The organism is Streptomyces caeruleatus (assembly GCF_001514235.1).
Taxonomy (GTDB): Bacteria; Actinomycetota; Actinomycetes; order Streptomycetales; family Streptomycetaceae; genus Streptomyces; species Streptomyces caeruleatus.
Map to the genome: position 1 here is coordinate 289,022 of NZ_KQ948927.1, position 14,326 is coordinate 303,347.

Below are 14,326 nucleotides of genomic sequence, written 5' to 3' on the forward strand. Positions count from 1 at the left end.
CCCGGAGCGTTCTAGACGACCGCGCCCCGCCCCGGGTCGTCGTCGTCCTCGTCGTCCGTCTTCATCCGCATCACCAGCGTGCCGAACCCGCCCAGGAAGCCGCCGATGCCCAGCGTCGCCAGCCACCACGTCATGTCCCAGCCGAGCAGGACGGCGAGCAGCAGCAGGATCGGTCCGCCGATCACGCCGAGCCAGGCGAACTTCGCGGTCGCGTCGGCGGCGGGCAGCGGCGGCGGCTCCGGCGGGACGAAGTGGCCCTCGTCGTCCGCGTCGAAGTCCTCCTCGGACGGCTCGGGCACGCTGTAGTCACGCGGGCCGACGCCGGGGGCGAAGGAGACGGAGCTGCCCAGCGGCTTGACCGGCTTGTCGTCCCGGTCGCCCGTGGGCTCCTCGACCTGCTGGGCCTTCGCGCCGTTCTCGCTCTTCTCGCCCTTCTCGCCCTTTTCGCCCTTTTCGCCCTTTTCGGGCTTACGGTCCCCGTCCGTCCCGTCGCTCGTCGCGCCGTTCGGCCCGTCGTTGGTGTCGGACTCCAGCAGCGCCAGGTTCTCCACCGACTTGAACGGCTTCGAGCCCGGCGGGTCCGGCGGCTCCTCGCCGTACCCGGCGACGATCGCGGCCCAGGCAGCGTCCTCGTCGAACGGGACGTGCTGCTCTTCCGGCTCGCGATCGTCGCTGTCCTCACGCTTCTCGCGGTCGGAGTCGTGCTCAGCCACGTGCAGTCGTCCCTTCTCTGCCGACGCCGGTAGCGAGCCGGTCGATGAAGCCGATGCTCTGCTCGAAGATCCGGTCCGCGTCATGGTCCAACGTCGCCACGTGATAGCTCTGTTCCAGCACGATCTCCGTTACGTCCGTGGACGACACCCGGCTCAGGATCCGGGCCGAGTCCGCCGCCGGCACCGTATGGTCCTGGGCGCTGCGCAGAAGCAGCAGCGGCTGCGTGACCTGCGGCAACTCGCCGTCGACCAGCCGGAAGAAGTTCCGCAGCGAGTGGGCCGCGTGCAGCGGCACCCGGTCGTACCCGATCTCCACGCCGCCCTCCTTGGCGATGTCGCTCACGATCCCCGGTGCCGTACGGACGAAGTGGCGGGACACCGGCAGGGTGTACGCGGACAGTCCGTGCACCTTGTTCGCCGGGTTGACGACGAGCACGCCCGCGACGCCCTCCCCGTGCTTGGCAGCCAGCCGCAGGGCCAGGGTGCCGCCCATGGAGAGGCCGGCCACGAAGACCCGGGCGCAGCGGTCGCGCAGACTGCGCAGCTCGCGGTCCACCTCGGCGTACCAGTCCTGCCAGCCTGTGAGCCGCATGTCCTCCCAGCGCGTGCCGTGGCCGGGCAGCAGCGGCAGCGAGACGGTGTGCCCGCGCTCGGCGAGATACGCCGCCCAGGGTCGCAGCGACTGGGGGGAACCGGTGAAGCCGTGGCAGAGGAGGACCCCGGTCTCCCCGCCCTCGCGGCGGTACGGCTCGGCTCCAGGAAGGACCGGCACCTTACGGTCTCCTGTTCGTGAGAAGGACGGACAAGGACGCGCGGCACAGCCCGCACATCGGTACTGCCAGGTGTGGTTCACCGTACGCGACCGCACTGACACCGACCAGGGCCGTCGGACTCATTGACAGTGCCCCGGGTTAAGGTCTGATCGACAGACACAGGAGGCACTCGGTTGTTGTACGGCGCGATGAAGGTGGCCATCGGGGGACCGTTGAAGGTCGCCTTCCGGCCCTGGGTGGAGGGCCTGGAGAACATTCCGGAAGACGGGCCCGCGATCCTGGCGAGCAATCACCTCTCCTTCTCCGACTCGTTCTTCCTGCCCGCGGTCCTCGACCGCAAGGTGACCTTCATCGCGAAGGCCGAGTACTTCACGACGCCCGGCGTCAAAGGCCGGATGACGGCCGCGTTCTTCAAGGGCGTCGGCCAGCTGCCCGTGGACCGCTCCGGGGCGCGCGGGGCGGGCGAGGCGGCGATCAAGAGCGGCATAGAGGTGCTGGAGCGCGGTGAGCTGTTCGGCATCTACCCGGAGGGCACGCGCTCGCCCGACGGGCGGCTCTACCGGGGCAAGCCCGGCGGCCTCGCGCGCGTGGCACTCGCCACCGGGGCGCCGGTCATCCCGGTCGCCATGATCGACACGGAGAAGATCCAGCCGCCCGGCCAGGTCATGCCCAAGCTCATGCGACCGGGCATCCGGATCGGCAAGCCCCTGGACTTCAGCCGGTACCAGGGCATGGAGCACGACCGCTTCGTGCTCCGCGCGCTGACCGACGAGGTCATGTACGAGATCATGAAGCTCTCCGGCCAGGAGTACGTCGACATGTACGCGACGGCCGCCAAGCGGCAGATCGCGGATGCCGCGAAGGCCGAGAAGGAACAGTCGAAGAAGGAACAGGCGAAGAAGCCGAAGTAGGCGGACGAGAGCGCTCGGGGGCCCGGCAGGCAGTCCGGGCGGGCGACTCGAAAACGGGGGTGGGGGAATGGCCAAGCGCGAGCTGGTCATGAGGATGTCGGTCGAGCAGCCGCTGTGGCGTGCGCTTGCCGGCTACCGGGTGCTGACCATGGTGTACGCGATCGGGCTCTTCATCAGCGCCTACGACGAGATCGCCCGCCCCTGGGTGGCCATCGCCTATTACGCCGTACTGGCCGTGTGGACCCTGGCCACCCTGCCCCGGGTGGCGAACGCCGCGAGCTGCACCAAGCGCTTCCTCGCCGTCGACCTCACCATCGCCCTGGCCGGCATCCTGCTCACCCGGCTCGCCGAGACGCCCGCGCGGATCGAGGCCGGGGCCCCGACCCTGCCGTCGATATGGACCGCGGGCGCCGTGCTCGCGTTCGCCATCAAGGGCGGCTGGCGCTGGGCGGCCTTCGCCTCCACGCTGGTCGCCGCCGCCAACCTGGTCCACCGCTCCGGCGTACCGACCCGCGACACCGTCCACATGGTGCTGCTCGTCTGGATCGCCTCCATCGCCATCGGCTACGTCGTCGAGGTCGCCCGCGCCTCCGAGCGCACCCTGGCCCGCGCGCTGGAGATCGAGGCGGCGACCCGGGAGCGGGAGCGGCTCGCGCGGGACATCCACGACAGCGTGCTCCAGGTGCTGGCGATGGTGCAGCGGCGCGGCGCCGTGATCGGCGGCGAGGCGGCCGAGCTGGGCCGGATGGCCGGCGAGCAGGAGGTCGCGCTGCGCACGCTGGTCTCGGGCGGCCTGGTGCCGGTGTCGCGGGTGTCGGACGACGCCGCCGAGGGGGCCGTCGTGGTCGCCGTGGAGGAGCCGGACGACTCCACCGGTCCCGTCGATCTGCGCGCGCTGCTCGCCCCGTACGCCGGCGCCAAGGTCAGCCTCGCCGAGCCCGGCGCGCCCGTGACGCTGGCCCCGGCCGCCGCGCGGGAGCTGGCCGCGGCCGTGGGGGCGGCCCTGGACAACGTCCGCAGACACGCGGGGGAGCACGCGCGTGCGTGGATCCTCGTCGAGGACGAGCCCGACGAGGTGATCGTCACCGTCCGGGACGACGGACCCGGCATCCCCGAAGGTCGGCTCGCCCAGGCCGAGGGCGAGGGCCGCCTCGGTGTCGCCCTGTCGATCCGGGGGCGGCTGCGGGACCTCGGCGGCAGCGCCGAGCTGATCTCGGTGCCGGGTCAGGGCACCGAAGTGGAACTGAAAGTACCGAAGGCCGACAGCGCTTCACGGGGGAAGGCGGGACAGCGATGACGGACACCGCGAACGGGCAGGACGCACAGCAGGGCCCCATCAAGGTCATGGTGGTCGACGACCACCCCATGTGGCGCGACGCGGTCGCCCGCGACCTGGCCGAGTCCGGCCTCGACGTGGTCGCCACGGCGGGCGACGGCGACCAGGCCGTCCGCCGCGCCAAGGCCGCCGCCCCCGACGTCCTCGTGCTGGACCTCAACCTGCCCGCCAAGCCCGGCGTCCAGGTCTGCAAGGAACTGGTCGCCCACAACCCCGCCCTGCGCGTCCTGGTGCTGTCCGCGAGCGGCGAGCACGCCGACGTCCTGGAAGCCGTGAAGTCGGGCGCAACCGGCTATCTGCTGAAGTCGGCCTCGACGGAGGAACTCCTCGACGCGGTGCGCCGTACGGCCGTCGGCGACCCGGTGTTCACGCCGGGCCTGGCCGGTCTGGTCCTCGGCGAGTACCGCCGCCTCGCCTCCGACCCGGGGCCCGCCGCCCCCGACGCCGACCAGCCGAAGGCCCCGCAGCTCACCGAGCGCGAGACCGAGGTGCTGCGGCTCGTCGCCAAGGGCCTGAGCTACAAGCAGATCGCCGAACGCCTGGTCATCTCCCACCGCACGGTCCAGAACCACGTCCAGAACACCCTCGGCAAACTCCAGCTGCACAACCGGGTGGAGCTGGTGCGGTACGCGATAGAGCGCGGCCTCGACGACGAGTGATCCATCGGCCGTCCGATGTTCGTCATGTATGGGCGGCGCGTAAACCGAACACCCGGCGGTTCACCGGAATTGCCGTTCCGACCCATCCCGTTGTGACCTGGCTCACCATTAGCGTGGCCTCACCAGGCAACCGTGGCGAAGGGACATTTCCATGCGGGTCGGAGTACTGACCGGAGGCGGCGACTGCCCCGGTCTCAACGCCGTCATCCGGGCCGTCGTCCGCAAGGGCGTGCAGGAGTACGGCTACGACTTCGTCGGCTTCCGGGACGGCTGGCGAGGTCCGCTCGAGAACGACACCATCCGTCTCGACATCCCCGCCGTGCGCGGCATCCTGCCCCGCGGCGGCACCATCCTCGGCTCCTCGCGCACCAACCCCCTCAAGCAGGAGGACGGCATCCGGCGCATCAAGGAGAACCTCGCCAAACAGGAGGTCGAGGCGCTCATCGCGATCGGCGGCGAGGACACCCTCGGCGTCGCCGCCCGGCTGTCCGACGAGTACGGTGTGCCCTGCGTCGGCGTACCCAAGACGATCGACAACGACCTGTCCGCGACCGACTACACCTTCGGCTTCGACACCGCCGTCGGCATCGCGACCGAGGCGATCGACCGCCTGCACACCACCGCCGAGTCCCATATGCGCGTCCTGGTCTGCGAGGTGATGGGCCGTCACGCCGGCTGGATCGCCATCCACTCCGGGCTGGCCGGCGGCGCCAACGTCATCCTCATCCCCGAGCAGCGCTTCGACGTCGACAAGGTCTGCGCCTGGATCACCTCCCGCTTCAAGGCGTCGTACGCCCCCATCGTGGTCGTCGCCGAGGGCGCCATGCCCAAGGACGGCGACATGGTCCTCAAGGACGAGTCGCTGGACTCCTTCGGACACGTCCGGCTCTCCGGCGTCGGCGAATGGCTGGCCAAGGAGATCGAGAAGCGCACCGGCAAGGAAGCCCGTACGACGGTCCTCGGCCACATCCAGCGCGGCGGCACCCCGAGCGCCTTCGACCGCTGGCTCGCCACCCGCTTCGGGCTGCACGCCATCGAGGCCGTACGCGACCGCGACTTCGGCAAGATGGTCGCCCTGCGCGGCACCGACATCGTCCGCGTCCCGATCGGGGAGGCGACGGCCAAGCTGAAGACGGTGGATCCGAAGCTGTACGACGAGGTCGGGGTGTTCTTCGGCTGACGGCACGCCGGGTCGGTCGTCCGGGGGGCCCGGACGACCGACCCGACGACTAGACGGTCGTGTTCCGCAGCTGACCGACCAACTCCCGTACGACGGCTGTCCCGTTCAGCGTCAGGACGGACTCCGGGTGGAACTGCACCCCGGCGAACCCGGACCCCCGTACGGCATGCACCTCCCCGTTGCCGGCCCTGCTGATCTCGATGCCGTGCGCGCCCAGCTCCTCGGCCACCTCGTCGTCGCAGCGCGCCACGAAGCTGTTGTAGAAGCCGACGGTCTCCGGCCGCCCGAACAGGTCGATCGTCGTCTGCGCCCCCTGGTACGGCACTTCCTTCCGTACGATCTCCAGCCCCAGCTCGGCCGCGATCAGCTCGTGCCCGAGGCAGACGCCGAGCACGCCGTGCCGGTGGCCGCGGATGACCTGGGCGGTGAGGTCGCGCAGGAAGCGCATCTTGGGGTCGGTGAGGTCGGAGGGATCACCGGGGCCGGGGCCCAGCACGACCGGTCCCTCGTGCGCGAGGACCGCCTCCCGCAGCCCGTCCTCGTCGTAGCGCCGGACGTTCACCTCCAGCCCGCTCGACCGCAGCACATGCGCGAGCATCGCTGTGAAGGTGTCCTCGCCGTCGACGACCAGGGCGTGTCCGGTCAGCTCCTCGGAGGGCTCCTGCATCCGCAGCCAGAACGGGGCCAGCGAGGCCCGGCGCCCGTCGAGGGCGGCACGCACGCGTGGGTCGTCGGCGAGACGCACGCGCGCGTGCTCCGCACGGGGCCGGGACGGTCGTACGCCGAGAGCCGCCAGGACCCCCGCCGCCTTCGCGTGGGTCTCCGCGACCTCGCTCGCCGGGTCCGAGCCGCGCACCAGCGTCGCGCCGACCGGCACCCGCAGCCCGCCGCCGGCGTCGATGTCGGCGGTGCGGATGAGGATGGGGGAGTCCAGGGTCTGCGCGCCGCCGGAGTCGCGGCCGATCATGGCCAGCGCCCCGGCGTAGTAGCCGCGCCCGCCGACCTCGTGCCGCTCGATCACCCGGCAGGCGTTCTGCACGGGCGAGCCGGTGACCGTCGCCGCGAACATGGTCTCCTTCAGGACCTCCCGCACATCCAGCGAGGACTTCCCGCGCAGCTCGTACTCGGTGTGCGCGAGGTGCGCCATCTCCTTCAGCCGGGGCCCGACCACGACCCCGCCCATGTCACCGACGGTGCACATCATCTTGAGCTCCTCGTCGACGACCATCGACAGCTCCTCGATCTCCTTGCCGTCGGCGAGGAAGTCGAGCAGGCGGTCGGGGGTGGGGCCGTCGGCGGGATAGCGGTACGTCCCGCTGATCGGGTTCATCACGACGGTTCCGCCGGACATGCGGACGTGCACCTCGGGGCTCGCCCCGACCAGCGTGCGCTCCCCGGTGTGCACGACGAACGTCCAGTACGCGCCCCGCTCGCCCTCCAGCAGCCGCCGGAACAGCGCCAGCGCGTCGGCCCGTCCGAACCCCGGGATCTGCCCCTCGTACGTCCGCCGGATCACGAAGTTCGCGCCCTCGCCGCGTCCGATCTCGTCCCGCAGCACACGCCCGACGATCTCGCGGTACTCCTCGTCGGCGACGTCGAAGCCACCGTCCTCGACCCGCACGGCGTGGGCCGGGAGCTGCTCCAGGGCGTCGGCGAGCGGGACGGCGTAGGTCTCTTCGGGGGTCAGCACCGTCAGCGGGGTGCCGTCGTCGCGGACGTCGAAGCCGCGCTCGCGGATCTGCCGGAAGGGGACGAGGGCCAGGCCCTCGTCGGGGAGGTCGGCCAGGCGGTCGTACGTGGTGACCGGGCCGATGAGGACCTCGACCGTATCGTGGTCCTGGCCCGGGGTGCGGCGGCGCAGCAGGGCGAACGGACGGGGATCGTCCGGCAAGCCGAGCAGGTTCATGGGTCCGTGCTCCTTCTCAGTGAGACTCGGTGGTGCTCAGTCGGAGAGGAACGGACCCCGGGAAACGCCGAAGGCCGCCCCTCGGGCGGCCTTCGCGAAGTCTGTCGTACGCGCGATCAGTGGGCCGCCGGATGAGCGGTCCACCACCAGTTCTGGGTCGAGTGCGCGAACATGCCAGGCACCCTACCCCATGGCCGGGTCACGCCATGTCCAGGTCGTGTACCCCGTGTCTCAATTGCTGGGCATGGGGCAGGACGCCCGACACGACCCCGTAATGTTGAGTGCGTGACCGTGAACGCTAAGACCAGCGCGAGTGCTGGCAACACCTGGCGAGACCTGCCCGCGGCGCAGCAGCCCGAGTACCCCGACACCGAGGCTCTGCGCGCAGTCGTTGCGGAGCTGGAGTCGTATCCGCCGCTCGTCTTCGCGGGCGAGTGCGATCAGCTGCGCGCCCGGATGGCGGCCGTCGCCAAGGGAGAGGCGTTCCTCCTCCAGGGCGGCGACTGCGCCGAGGCCTTCGACGCGGTGTCCGCCGACCACATCCGCAACAAGCTCAAGACCCTGCTCCAGATGGGCGCCGTGCTGACGTACGCCGCCTCGGTGCCGGTCGTGAAGGTCGGCCGTATCGCCGGCCAGTACTCCAAGCCGCGCTCCAAGGGCACCGAGACCCGCGACGGCGTGACGCTGCCGACGTACCGCGGCGACTCGGTCAACGGCTTCGACTTCAACGAGGCCGCCCGGATCCCGGACCCCGAGCGCCTGAAGCGGATGTACAACGCGTCCGCCTCCACGCTCAACCTGGTGCGCGCCTTCACCACCGGCGGCTACGCCGACCTGCGGCAGGTGCACGCCTGGAACCAGGACTTCGTGAAGTCGTCCCCGTCGGGCCAGCGCTACGAGCAGCTGGCGCGCGAGATCGACCAGGCGCTGAACTTCATGCACGCCTGCGGGGCCGACCCGGAGGAGTTCAAGACCGTCGAGTTCTACTCCTCGCACGAGGCGCTGCTGCTCGACTACGAGTCCGCCCTGACCAGGGTCGACTCCCGCACCGGGCAGCTGTACGACGTCTCGGCGCACATGGTGTGGATCGGCGAGCGCACCCGGCAGCTGGACCACGCGCACATCGAGTTCGCCTCGAAGATCCGCAACCCGATCGGCATCAAGCTCGGCCCGACGACGACGGCCGAGGAGGCGCTGCAGTACATCGAGCGCCTGGACCCCGACCGTGAGCCGGGGCGGCTGACCTTCATCGTCCGCATGGGCGCCGACAAGGTCCGCGACAAGCTCCCCGAGCTGGTCGAGAAGGTCACCGCGTCCGGTGCGACGGTGGCCTGGGTGACCGACCCGATGCACGGCAACACCTTCGAGGCGGCCTCCGGTCACAAGACCCGCCGCTTCGACGACGTGCTCGACGAGGTCAAGGGCTTCTTCGAGGTCCACAAGGCCCTCGGCACCCACCCGGGCGGCATCCACGTGGAGCTCACGGGCGACGACGTCACCGAGTGCGTGGGCGGCGGCGACGAGATCTTCGTCGACGACCTGCACCAGCGTTACGAGACGGCCTGCGACCCGCGGCTCAACCGCAGCCAGTCGCTGGACCTGGCCTTCCTCGTCGCGGAGATGTACCGGGACCAGTGACGGGATCGCCTGTCACAGGGACGTGAGTGGGGCGCGGATCACATTCGATCCGCGCCCCACAGCACTTTTACCGTTCCTGTGAGCCGGGTAAGGTTAGGTTAGCCTCACCGATCAAGGGGATGGCACGACTTCGATCCCGGCGGGAGGTGATCCGCGTGTACGTCTGCAGTTGCTTCGGTGTCACCGAGCAGCAGGTCAAGAAGCACGCGGAGGACGGCGCCTGTACGCCCCGCCAGATAGCGTCCGCCTGCAAGGCCGGCACCGACTGCGGATCGTGCGTACGCCGGATCCAGGCGATCCTGGGCCGGGGCGCGTGCCCCCGCCGTGACCTGGCCGATCAGGGCAAGCCGGTGCTCACCGACCTGGCGGACGCGGCGTAGTTCCGCTCGGCTCGTCGGCTCCCTAGCTCGGCTGCTCGATCTGCTGCGCGATGTACAGCGCCTCACCCAGCTTGTCGATGAGCTCCAGCTGGGTGTCCAGGTAGTCGATGTGATGCTCCTCGTCCTCGAGGATCGACTCGAAGAGATTCGCGGACGTGATGTCGCCCTTGGTGCGCATCACCTCGATACCCCGCTTGAGGCGGTCGATCGCCTCGACCTCGACCTGCCGGTCGGCCTGGAACATCTCGGTGACCGTCTGACCGACCCGCACATGGAACAGGCGCTGGTAGTTGGGCAGGCCGTCCAGCATGAGGATGCGCTCGGTGATCTTGTCCGCGTGCTTCATCTCATCGATGGACTCTTCACGCGTGTACTTGGCGAGCTTCGTCCAGCCTTTGTTGTCCTGGATCCGGTAGTGCAGCCAGTACTGGTTGATCGCCGTCAGCTCGCCGGTCAGCTGCTCGTTCAGGAATTCGAGGACCTCGGGGTCGCCCTGCATCGCAGAGGCTCCTTCCACGCGGGGGAACTGGGAGGTTGCGCCGCATGATTGCACCGGCAGCGAAGATCGTCCAGTAAGTCTTCACTTAGTAAGTTAGGGCATGCTTAGTCCGTTATGAGGTGAATTGGGGAGGGGTGTGGTCAGGTGCACTGCCCCAGGTCTGTCAGGATGGAGTCATGGGTCAGCCGGTGGAGCGCGAAGGTGGAGCAGCAGCACACTCCGAGCTCCCGCCGGGACAGCGGGTGCAGCGCGGCTGGCCCGTCACCCACTACGGGCCGGTCCCCAAGTTCCGGCCCGAACGCTGGGAGTTCAGGGTGTTCGGGGCGACCGCCGACGGTGAGAAGCACTGCTGGACCCACGAGGAGTTCACGGCCCTGCCGTACAAGACCGTCCTCGCCGATCTGCACTGCGTCACCAAGTTCAGCATGCTCGGTGCGGAGTGGGGCGGCATTCCGGCCCGGACGATCCTGGAGATCGCCCCGCCCGCGCCGGCCGTCACCCATGTGATGGTGTGGGCCGAGTACGGCTTCAGCTCCAACCTGCGCCTCGCCGACTTCGCCTCCGAGCGCGCGATCTTCGCCACCCACAAGGACGGCGAACTGCTCACGGCGGAGCACGGTTTCCCGCTCCGCCTGGTCGTCCCCCATCTGTACGCCTGGAAGGGGCCCAAGTGGGTCCGGGGCGTCGAGTACATGACCGCCGATCGCCGCGGCTTCTGGGAGGAGCGCGGCTACCACAACATCGGCGACCCCTGGAAGGAACAGCGGTACTCGTACCAGGAGGAGCCCGGGGACGGGCCCGAGCTCTGACTCCCGGCGCCGGTCAGCCGTGGTGCCGGTGCACCACCGCGTGGCCCTTGCCGCGCCCGATCATCCACTTGTTGACCGGTGTCGTCAGGACGAAGGCGACGGCCAGCGCGATGGCCAGGACCCACCAGAACAGCGGGTCGGTGAGCTCGGCGTCCATGGCGCCCGGCCACAGCACGATCACGCCGTTGTCGACCAGTTCCATCACGGCGATCGAGAGGGTGTCCGCGGCCAGCGCCACCTTCAGCGCGGCGCGCAGGCCGACGCCCGCCTTCAGTACGCCGCGCAGCGTCAGCGCGTAGCCGAAGAAGAAGGCCAGGACGATCGCCAGGATCAGTGTCGACACCGTGCCCCAGCCGAGGGCGGTGCCGATCACCATGCCCAGTACCTCGCCGATGGCGCAGCCGGTGAGGCAGTGCAGGGTGGCCCGGACGGCCATCGCCCAGCTGCTGGTCGCCGCCGTCTCGTGGTGGTGAGCGTGTGACGCGTGTGCTTCGTGCTGCATGACGGCCCCCAATGTCAGGTCACGGTTCCTGCATCGAGCAAGAACCGTATACCCCCCTGGGGTATTCCGTAACGGCTTACACGTCCCGGAGTTTCTTCAGCCGCTCCACGTCCGCCGCGTGCCCTTCCCTTCCGCCGGGCGTCTCGATGATCAGCGGTACGCCCTTGGTGGCCGGGTGCGTCATCAGCGCCCGGAACGGGTCCTCGCCGATATGACCCGCGCCGATGTTCTCGTGCCGGTCCTTGTGCGCGCCCACGACGTCCTTGGAGTCATTGGCGTGGATCAGCTTCAGCCGCCCCTCGCCGACGGTGTCCACCAGCAGGTCGAGCGTCTGGTGCATGCCGGACGGGCCGGTCAGGTCATGGCCGGCGGCGAAGATGTGGCAGGTGTCCAGGCACACGCCGAGCTTCGGGTGGGCGTCCAGCGCCTCGAAGTACGGCCCGAAGTCCCAGGTGCGGGAACAGAGCGAGGCGCCTTGGCCGGCGGTGGACTCCAGCAGCAGAAACGGGTCGTCGTCGTGGGTCAGCTCGTCGAGCAGTGGCAGCAGGTGCTCCCGTACCTGCTTCAGGGCCACCGACCGCTCCCGGCCACCGGTCGCGCTGCCCGTGTGCACGACCACGCCCAGCGCGCCGATCTCCCGGCCGCGACGCAGCGAGTGCCGTAGCGACTCCACCGACTTCTCCACCGTCGCCTCGGTGTGCGAGCCGAAGTTGATCAGGTACGGCGCGTGCACATACGCCGGGATCGACTCGGCCGCGCAGATCGCGCGGAACTCCTCGTCCTGCCGCGGGTTACCAGCCGGCGTCGCCCAGCCGCGCGGGTTGGCGACGAAGACCTGGACGGTCTCGGCCTTGAGGTCGTGGGCGTAGGTGAGCCCGACGGAGCTGAGGCCGCCGGCCACGGGGACGTGGCCGCCGACGGGATTGCGGGAGGGGCCGGGAGGGGTTCCCGGGGTGGCGGACTGCTGACTCTTCACCTGCTCAGGGTGTCATGGCCGCCACCGGCCCCGGTCATCGGATGGTGATCGTGATCGTCGACCCCTTGGGCGCGGTCTTCCCGCCCTTCACGGACTGCTTCTTGACCGTGTCGCCGAACAGGCCGAGCAGGCCACGGTCCTCGTCGACCTCGAAGCCGGCGGCCTTCAGCTCCGCCGTGGCGTCGTCGACGCTGTCACCGACCACGTCCGGGACCTCGATCATCTCGGGGCCCTTGGACAGCGTCAGGGTGACGGTGTCGCCCTCGGCGGCCGGCTTGCCGCCCGACGCCGGCGTCTGCTGGGCGACCTGGCCCGCGTCGAACTCGGAGTTGACCCGTGCGGGGGCGATCTTCACCTTCAGGCCGGCCTCCTCCAGCTCGGCCCGGGCGTCGGCCGGGCTCTCGCCGGTGACGTCCGGGACGTCCACCGGGCTGCCCTTGCTGACGGTGAGCTCGATCGCGGAGCCGGAGCGGACCTTGGTGCCGGTCCCGGGGACCGAGGAGATCACGGAGCCCCTGGTGACGTCGTCGTTGAACTCCCGGTTCACGACGCCCGGCTCCAGGCCGAGCTCCTTCAGCTCGCTCTTCACCTTGTCCAGAGGGTAGCCCTGGAGATCGGGCACCTTCACGGTCTTCGGCCCCAGCGAGAGGACCAGACTGACGGAGTCGTTCTGTCGGATACGGGCGCCCGACTTCGGGTTCGAGCTGATCACGGTGCCGCGGTCGAAGGTGTCGCTGTACGCGCGCTCGACCTTGCCGACCTCCAGCCCGGCGTCCTCCAGCCGGTCCTTGGCCTGTGCCTCGGTCTTGGAGAGCAGCGGGGGGACCTCGGTGAACTGGCCGGAGTTGATGTACCAGATGCCGACGCCGAGGCCGAGGGCCAGCAGGACGGCGGCGACGACGAGCAGCGGTCCGCGCGGAGCACGCGTGGTGCGCCCTCGCCGGGGCGGCGGGGGCGGGGGCGTCTCCAGTCGGCTGGTCCGGTTGAAGACGGCCTCGGGCTCGTCCTCGTTCACGGGCAGCGGCCGCTGGATCGTCAGCGCGCGCGGGATCACGCTCGTACGGTCGTCGGCGTTGCCGTGCTCCGTCGTGAGGGCCTGCGGCGGCATCGCGTCCAGCTGGTCCTCGCTGAGCGCGGCCCGCGTCTCCCGGGCCTGCGCGAGCAGTGCCACGGCGTCGTACGGGCGCAGATCCGGGGTGCGCGCGGTGGCCGAGGCGACCAGCTCGTCGAGCTCGTACGCCAGTCCCGGCGCGATGGCCGAGGGCGGCGGGACGTCTTCGTGCAGGTGCTTGTAGAGCACCACGGCGGGGGAGTCCCCGTCGTGCGGCTTGTCGCCGGTGAGCATCTCGTAGAGCACGACCCCGCACGCGTACACGTCGACGCGGGCGTCGGCGGCGCCGGGCTGCTCGATCTGCTCGGGCGCGAGATAGGAGACGGTGCCGAGCACGGCACCGGTGGTGCTGGTCACGGTGTCCACGGAGCGGACGAGCCCGAAGTCGGCGACCTTGACCCGGCCGTCGTCCCCTATCAGCACGTTCTCCGGCTTCATGTCCCGGTGCACGAAACCGGCCCGGTGCGCGGCACCGAGCGCGGCGAGCACCGGCTCCAGGATGTCCAGGGCGGCCCGGGGCTGCAGCGCCCCGCGCTCGCGCAGGACGTCACGCAGGGTGCAGCCCGCGACGTACTCCATGGCGAGATAGACGTACGACCCGTCGGTGCCCTGGTCGAAGACCTGCACCACATTGGGGTGCGCCAGCCGGGCGACGGACTTCGCCTCCCGGATGAACCGCTCGACGAAGACCCCGTCCACCGCCAGCGCCGGATGCATCACCTTGAGCGCGAGCACGCGGTCCAGGCGGGTGTCCACGGCCCGGTAGACCGTGGCCATCCCGCCGACGGCGATCCGCGCGTCCACGCGATACCGGCCGTCGAGCACCTGCCCGACCAGAGGGTCCTGAAGGGTCGTATCCACGCAGGTGAGTGTACGAGCCGACACTGACACGCCGACGGGTTCGGCCGGGATCGGGCTGGTACTGAAGCCGAC

15 protein-coding genes are annotated in these 14,326 nt (G+C 70.1%); 7 read left to right on the forward strand and 8 right to left on the reverse strand.

Annotation, left to right across the window (positions count from 1 at the left end; all coding sequences use genetic code 11):
- Positions 1 to 11 precede the first annotated feature (11 nt).
- Entirely contained in the window at positions 12 to 713 is a 702-nt protein-coding gene (locus tag AQJ67_RS13660; RefSeq protein WP_062718973.1) for a hypothetical protein, read from the reverse strand.
- The gene (locus AQJ67_RS13665) at positions 706 to 1,485 is read right to left on the reverse strand and encodes an alpha/beta hydrolase (protein WP_062718974.1); all 780 of its coding nucleotides are present in this window, start codon (positions 1,483 to 1,485) and stop codon (positions 706 to 708) included. The genes AQJ67_RS13660 and AQJ67_RS13665 overlap by 8 nt, the downstream gene beginning before the upstream one ends.
- A 177-nt stretch (positions 1,486 to 1,662) precedes the next feature.
- Between AQJ67_RS13665 and AQJ67_RS13670 the strand changes: the two genes are divergently transcribed.
- The 4 genes from AQJ67_RS13670 to AQJ67_RS13685 all read left to right on the forward strand — a co-directional run bounded on the left by AQJ67_RS13670 (position 1,663) and on the right by AQJ67_RS13685 (position 5,572).
- Positions 1,663 to 2,397 carry a lysophospholipid acyltransferase family protein gene (locus AQJ67_RS13670; RefSeq protein ID WP_079055974.1) on the forward strand — a complete coding sequence of 245 codons (735 nt, stop codon included), beginning with the start codon at positions 1,663 to 1,665 and terminating at the stop codon, positions 2,395 to 2,397.
- 67 nt (positions 2,398 to 2,464) lie between these two features.
- Complete coding sequence (macS, locus tag AQJ67_RS13675) at positions 2,465 to 3,694, forward strand: MacS family sensor histidine kinase (RefSeq protein ID WP_062718976.1); 1,230 nt, start codon at positions 2,465 to 2,467, stop codon at positions 3,692 to 3,694.
- A complete protein-coding gene (locus AQJ67_RS13680) occupies positions 3,691 to 4,392 on the forward strand; it encodes a response regulator (protein ID WP_062718977.1) in 702 nt (233 codons plus the stop codon). The genes macS and AQJ67_RS13680 overlap by 4 nt, the downstream gene beginning before the upstream one ends.
- 151 nt (positions 4,393 to 4,543) lie before the next feature.
- Complete coding sequence (locus AQJ67_RS13685) at positions 4,544 to 5,572, forward strand: 6-phosphofructokinase (RefSeq protein ID WP_062718978.1); 1,029 nt, start codon at positions 4,544 to 4,546, stop codon at positions 5,570 to 5,572.
- A gap of 49 nt (positions 5,573 to 5,621) precedes the next feature.
- Here the strand turns inward: AQJ67_RS13685 and AQJ67_RS13690 are convergent, their stop codons facing one another.
- Both AQJ67_RS13690 and AQJ67_RS50665 read right to left on the reverse strand, forming a co-directional pair.
- Positions 5,622 to 7,478: an anthranilate synthase family protein gene (locus AQJ67_RS13690; RefSeq protein ID WP_062718979.1), complete on the reverse strand. Its 1,857-nt coding sequence runs from the start codon at positions 7,476 to 7,478 to the stop codon at positions 5,622 to 5,624.
- A 116-nt stretch (positions 7,479 to 7,594) separates the two neighbouring features.
- Entirely contained in the window at positions 7,595 to 7,651 is a 57-nt protein-coding gene (locus AQJ67_RS50665; protein WP_071528813.1) for a trp operon leader peptide, read from the reverse strand.
- Positions 7,652 to 7,763: 112 nt separating this feature from the next.
- On the opposite strand from AQJ67_RS50665, the gene AQJ67_RS13695 reads away from it, so the two are divergent.
- Both AQJ67_RS13695 and AQJ67_RS13700 read left to right on the forward strand, forming a co-directional pair.
- Positions 7,764 to 9,116, forward strand: coding sequence for a class II 3-deoxy-7-phosphoheptulonate synthase (locus AQJ67_RS13695; protein ID WP_062718980.1), 1,353 nt, complete (start codon positions 7,764 to 7,766; stop codon positions 9,114 to 9,116).
- Positions 9,117 to 9,235: 119 nt separating this feature from the next.
- Positions 9,236 to 9,496 carry a (2Fe-2S)-binding protein gene (locus AQJ67_RS13700; RefSeq protein ID WP_062718981.1) on the forward strand — a complete coding sequence of 87 codons (261 nt, stop codon included), beginning with the start codon at positions 9,236 to 9,238 and terminating at the stop codon, positions 9,494 to 9,496.
- A gap of 22 nt (positions 9,497 to 9,518) precedes the next feature.
- Here AQJ67_RS13700 and bfr read toward each other — a convergent pair whose 3' ends face one another.
- Entirely contained in the window at positions 9,519 to 9,995 is a 477-nt protein-coding gene (gene bfr, locus AQJ67_RS13705; RefSeq protein WP_062702861.1) for a bacterioferritin, read from the reverse strand.
- A gap of 176 nt (positions 9,996 to 10,171) precedes the next feature.
- Between bfr and AQJ67_RS13710 the strand changes: the two genes are divergently transcribed.
- Complete coding sequence (locus AQJ67_RS13710; RefSeq protein ID WP_062718982.1) at positions 10,172 to 10,804, forward strand: sulfite oxidase-like oxidoreductase; 633 nt, start codon at positions 10,172 to 10,174, stop codon at positions 10,802 to 10,804.
- 13 nt (positions 10,805 to 10,817) lie between these two features.
- On the opposite strand, the gene AQJ67_RS13715 is transcribed toward AQJ67_RS13710, so the two are convergent.
- The 3 genes from AQJ67_RS13715 to pknB form a co-directional block, all read right to left on the reverse strand.
- A complete protein-coding gene (locus tag AQJ67_RS13715) occupies positions 10,818 to 11,306 on the reverse strand; it encodes a DUF4396 domain-containing protein (RefSeq protein WP_062718983.1) in 489 nt (162 codons plus the stop codon).
- Positions 11,307 to 11,382: 76 nt separating this feature from the next.
- Complete coding sequence (locus AQJ67_RS13720; protein ID WP_062718984.1) at positions 11,383 to 12,282, reverse strand: deoxyribonuclease IV; 900 nt, start codon at positions 12,280 to 12,282, stop codon at positions 11,383 to 11,385.
- 34 nt (positions 12,283 to 12,316) lie between these two features.
- Positions 12,317 to 14,254, reverse strand: coding sequence for a Stk1 family PASTA domain-containing Ser/Thr kinase (gene pknB, locus AQJ67_RS13725; RefSeq protein ID WP_062719345.1), 1,938 nt, complete (start codon positions 14,252 to 14,254; stop codon positions 12,317 to 12,319).
- Between the last annotated feature and the right edge of the window lie 72 nt (positions 14,255 to 14,326).

Coding starts and splice junctions, on each gene's coding strand:
- AQJ67_RS13680 (WP_062718977.1), top strand. CDS start 3,691: ATGACGGACACCGCGAACGGGCAGGACGCACAGCAGGGCCCCATCAAG.
- AQJ67_RS13685 (WP_062718978.1), top strand. CDS start 4,544: ATGCGGGTCGGAGTACTGACCGGAGGCGGCGACTGCCCCGGTCTCAAC.
- AQJ67_RS13715 (WP_062718983.1), bottom strand. CDS start 11,306: ATGCAGCACGAAGCACACGCGTCACACGCTCACCACCACGAGACGGCG.
- AQJ67_RS13690 (WP_062718979.1), bottom strand. CDS start 7,478: ATGAACCTGCTCGGCTTGCCGGACGATCCCCGTCCGTTCGCCCTGCTG.
- AQJ67_RS13700 (WP_062718981.1), top strand. CDS start 9,236: ATGGCACGACTTCGATCCCGGCGGGAGGTGATCCGCGTGTACGTCTGC.
- macS (WP_062718976.1), top strand. CDS start 2,465: ATGGCCAAGCGCGAGCTGGTCATGAGGATGTCGGTCGAGCAGCCGCTG.
- AQJ67_RS13710 (WP_062718982.1), top strand. CDS start 10,172: ATGGGTCAGCCGGTGGAGCGCGAAGGTGGAGCAGCAGCACACTCCGAG.
- bfr (WP_062702861.1), bottom strand. CDS start 9,995: ATGCAGGGCGACCCCGAGGTCCTCGAATTCCTGAACGAGCAGCTGACC.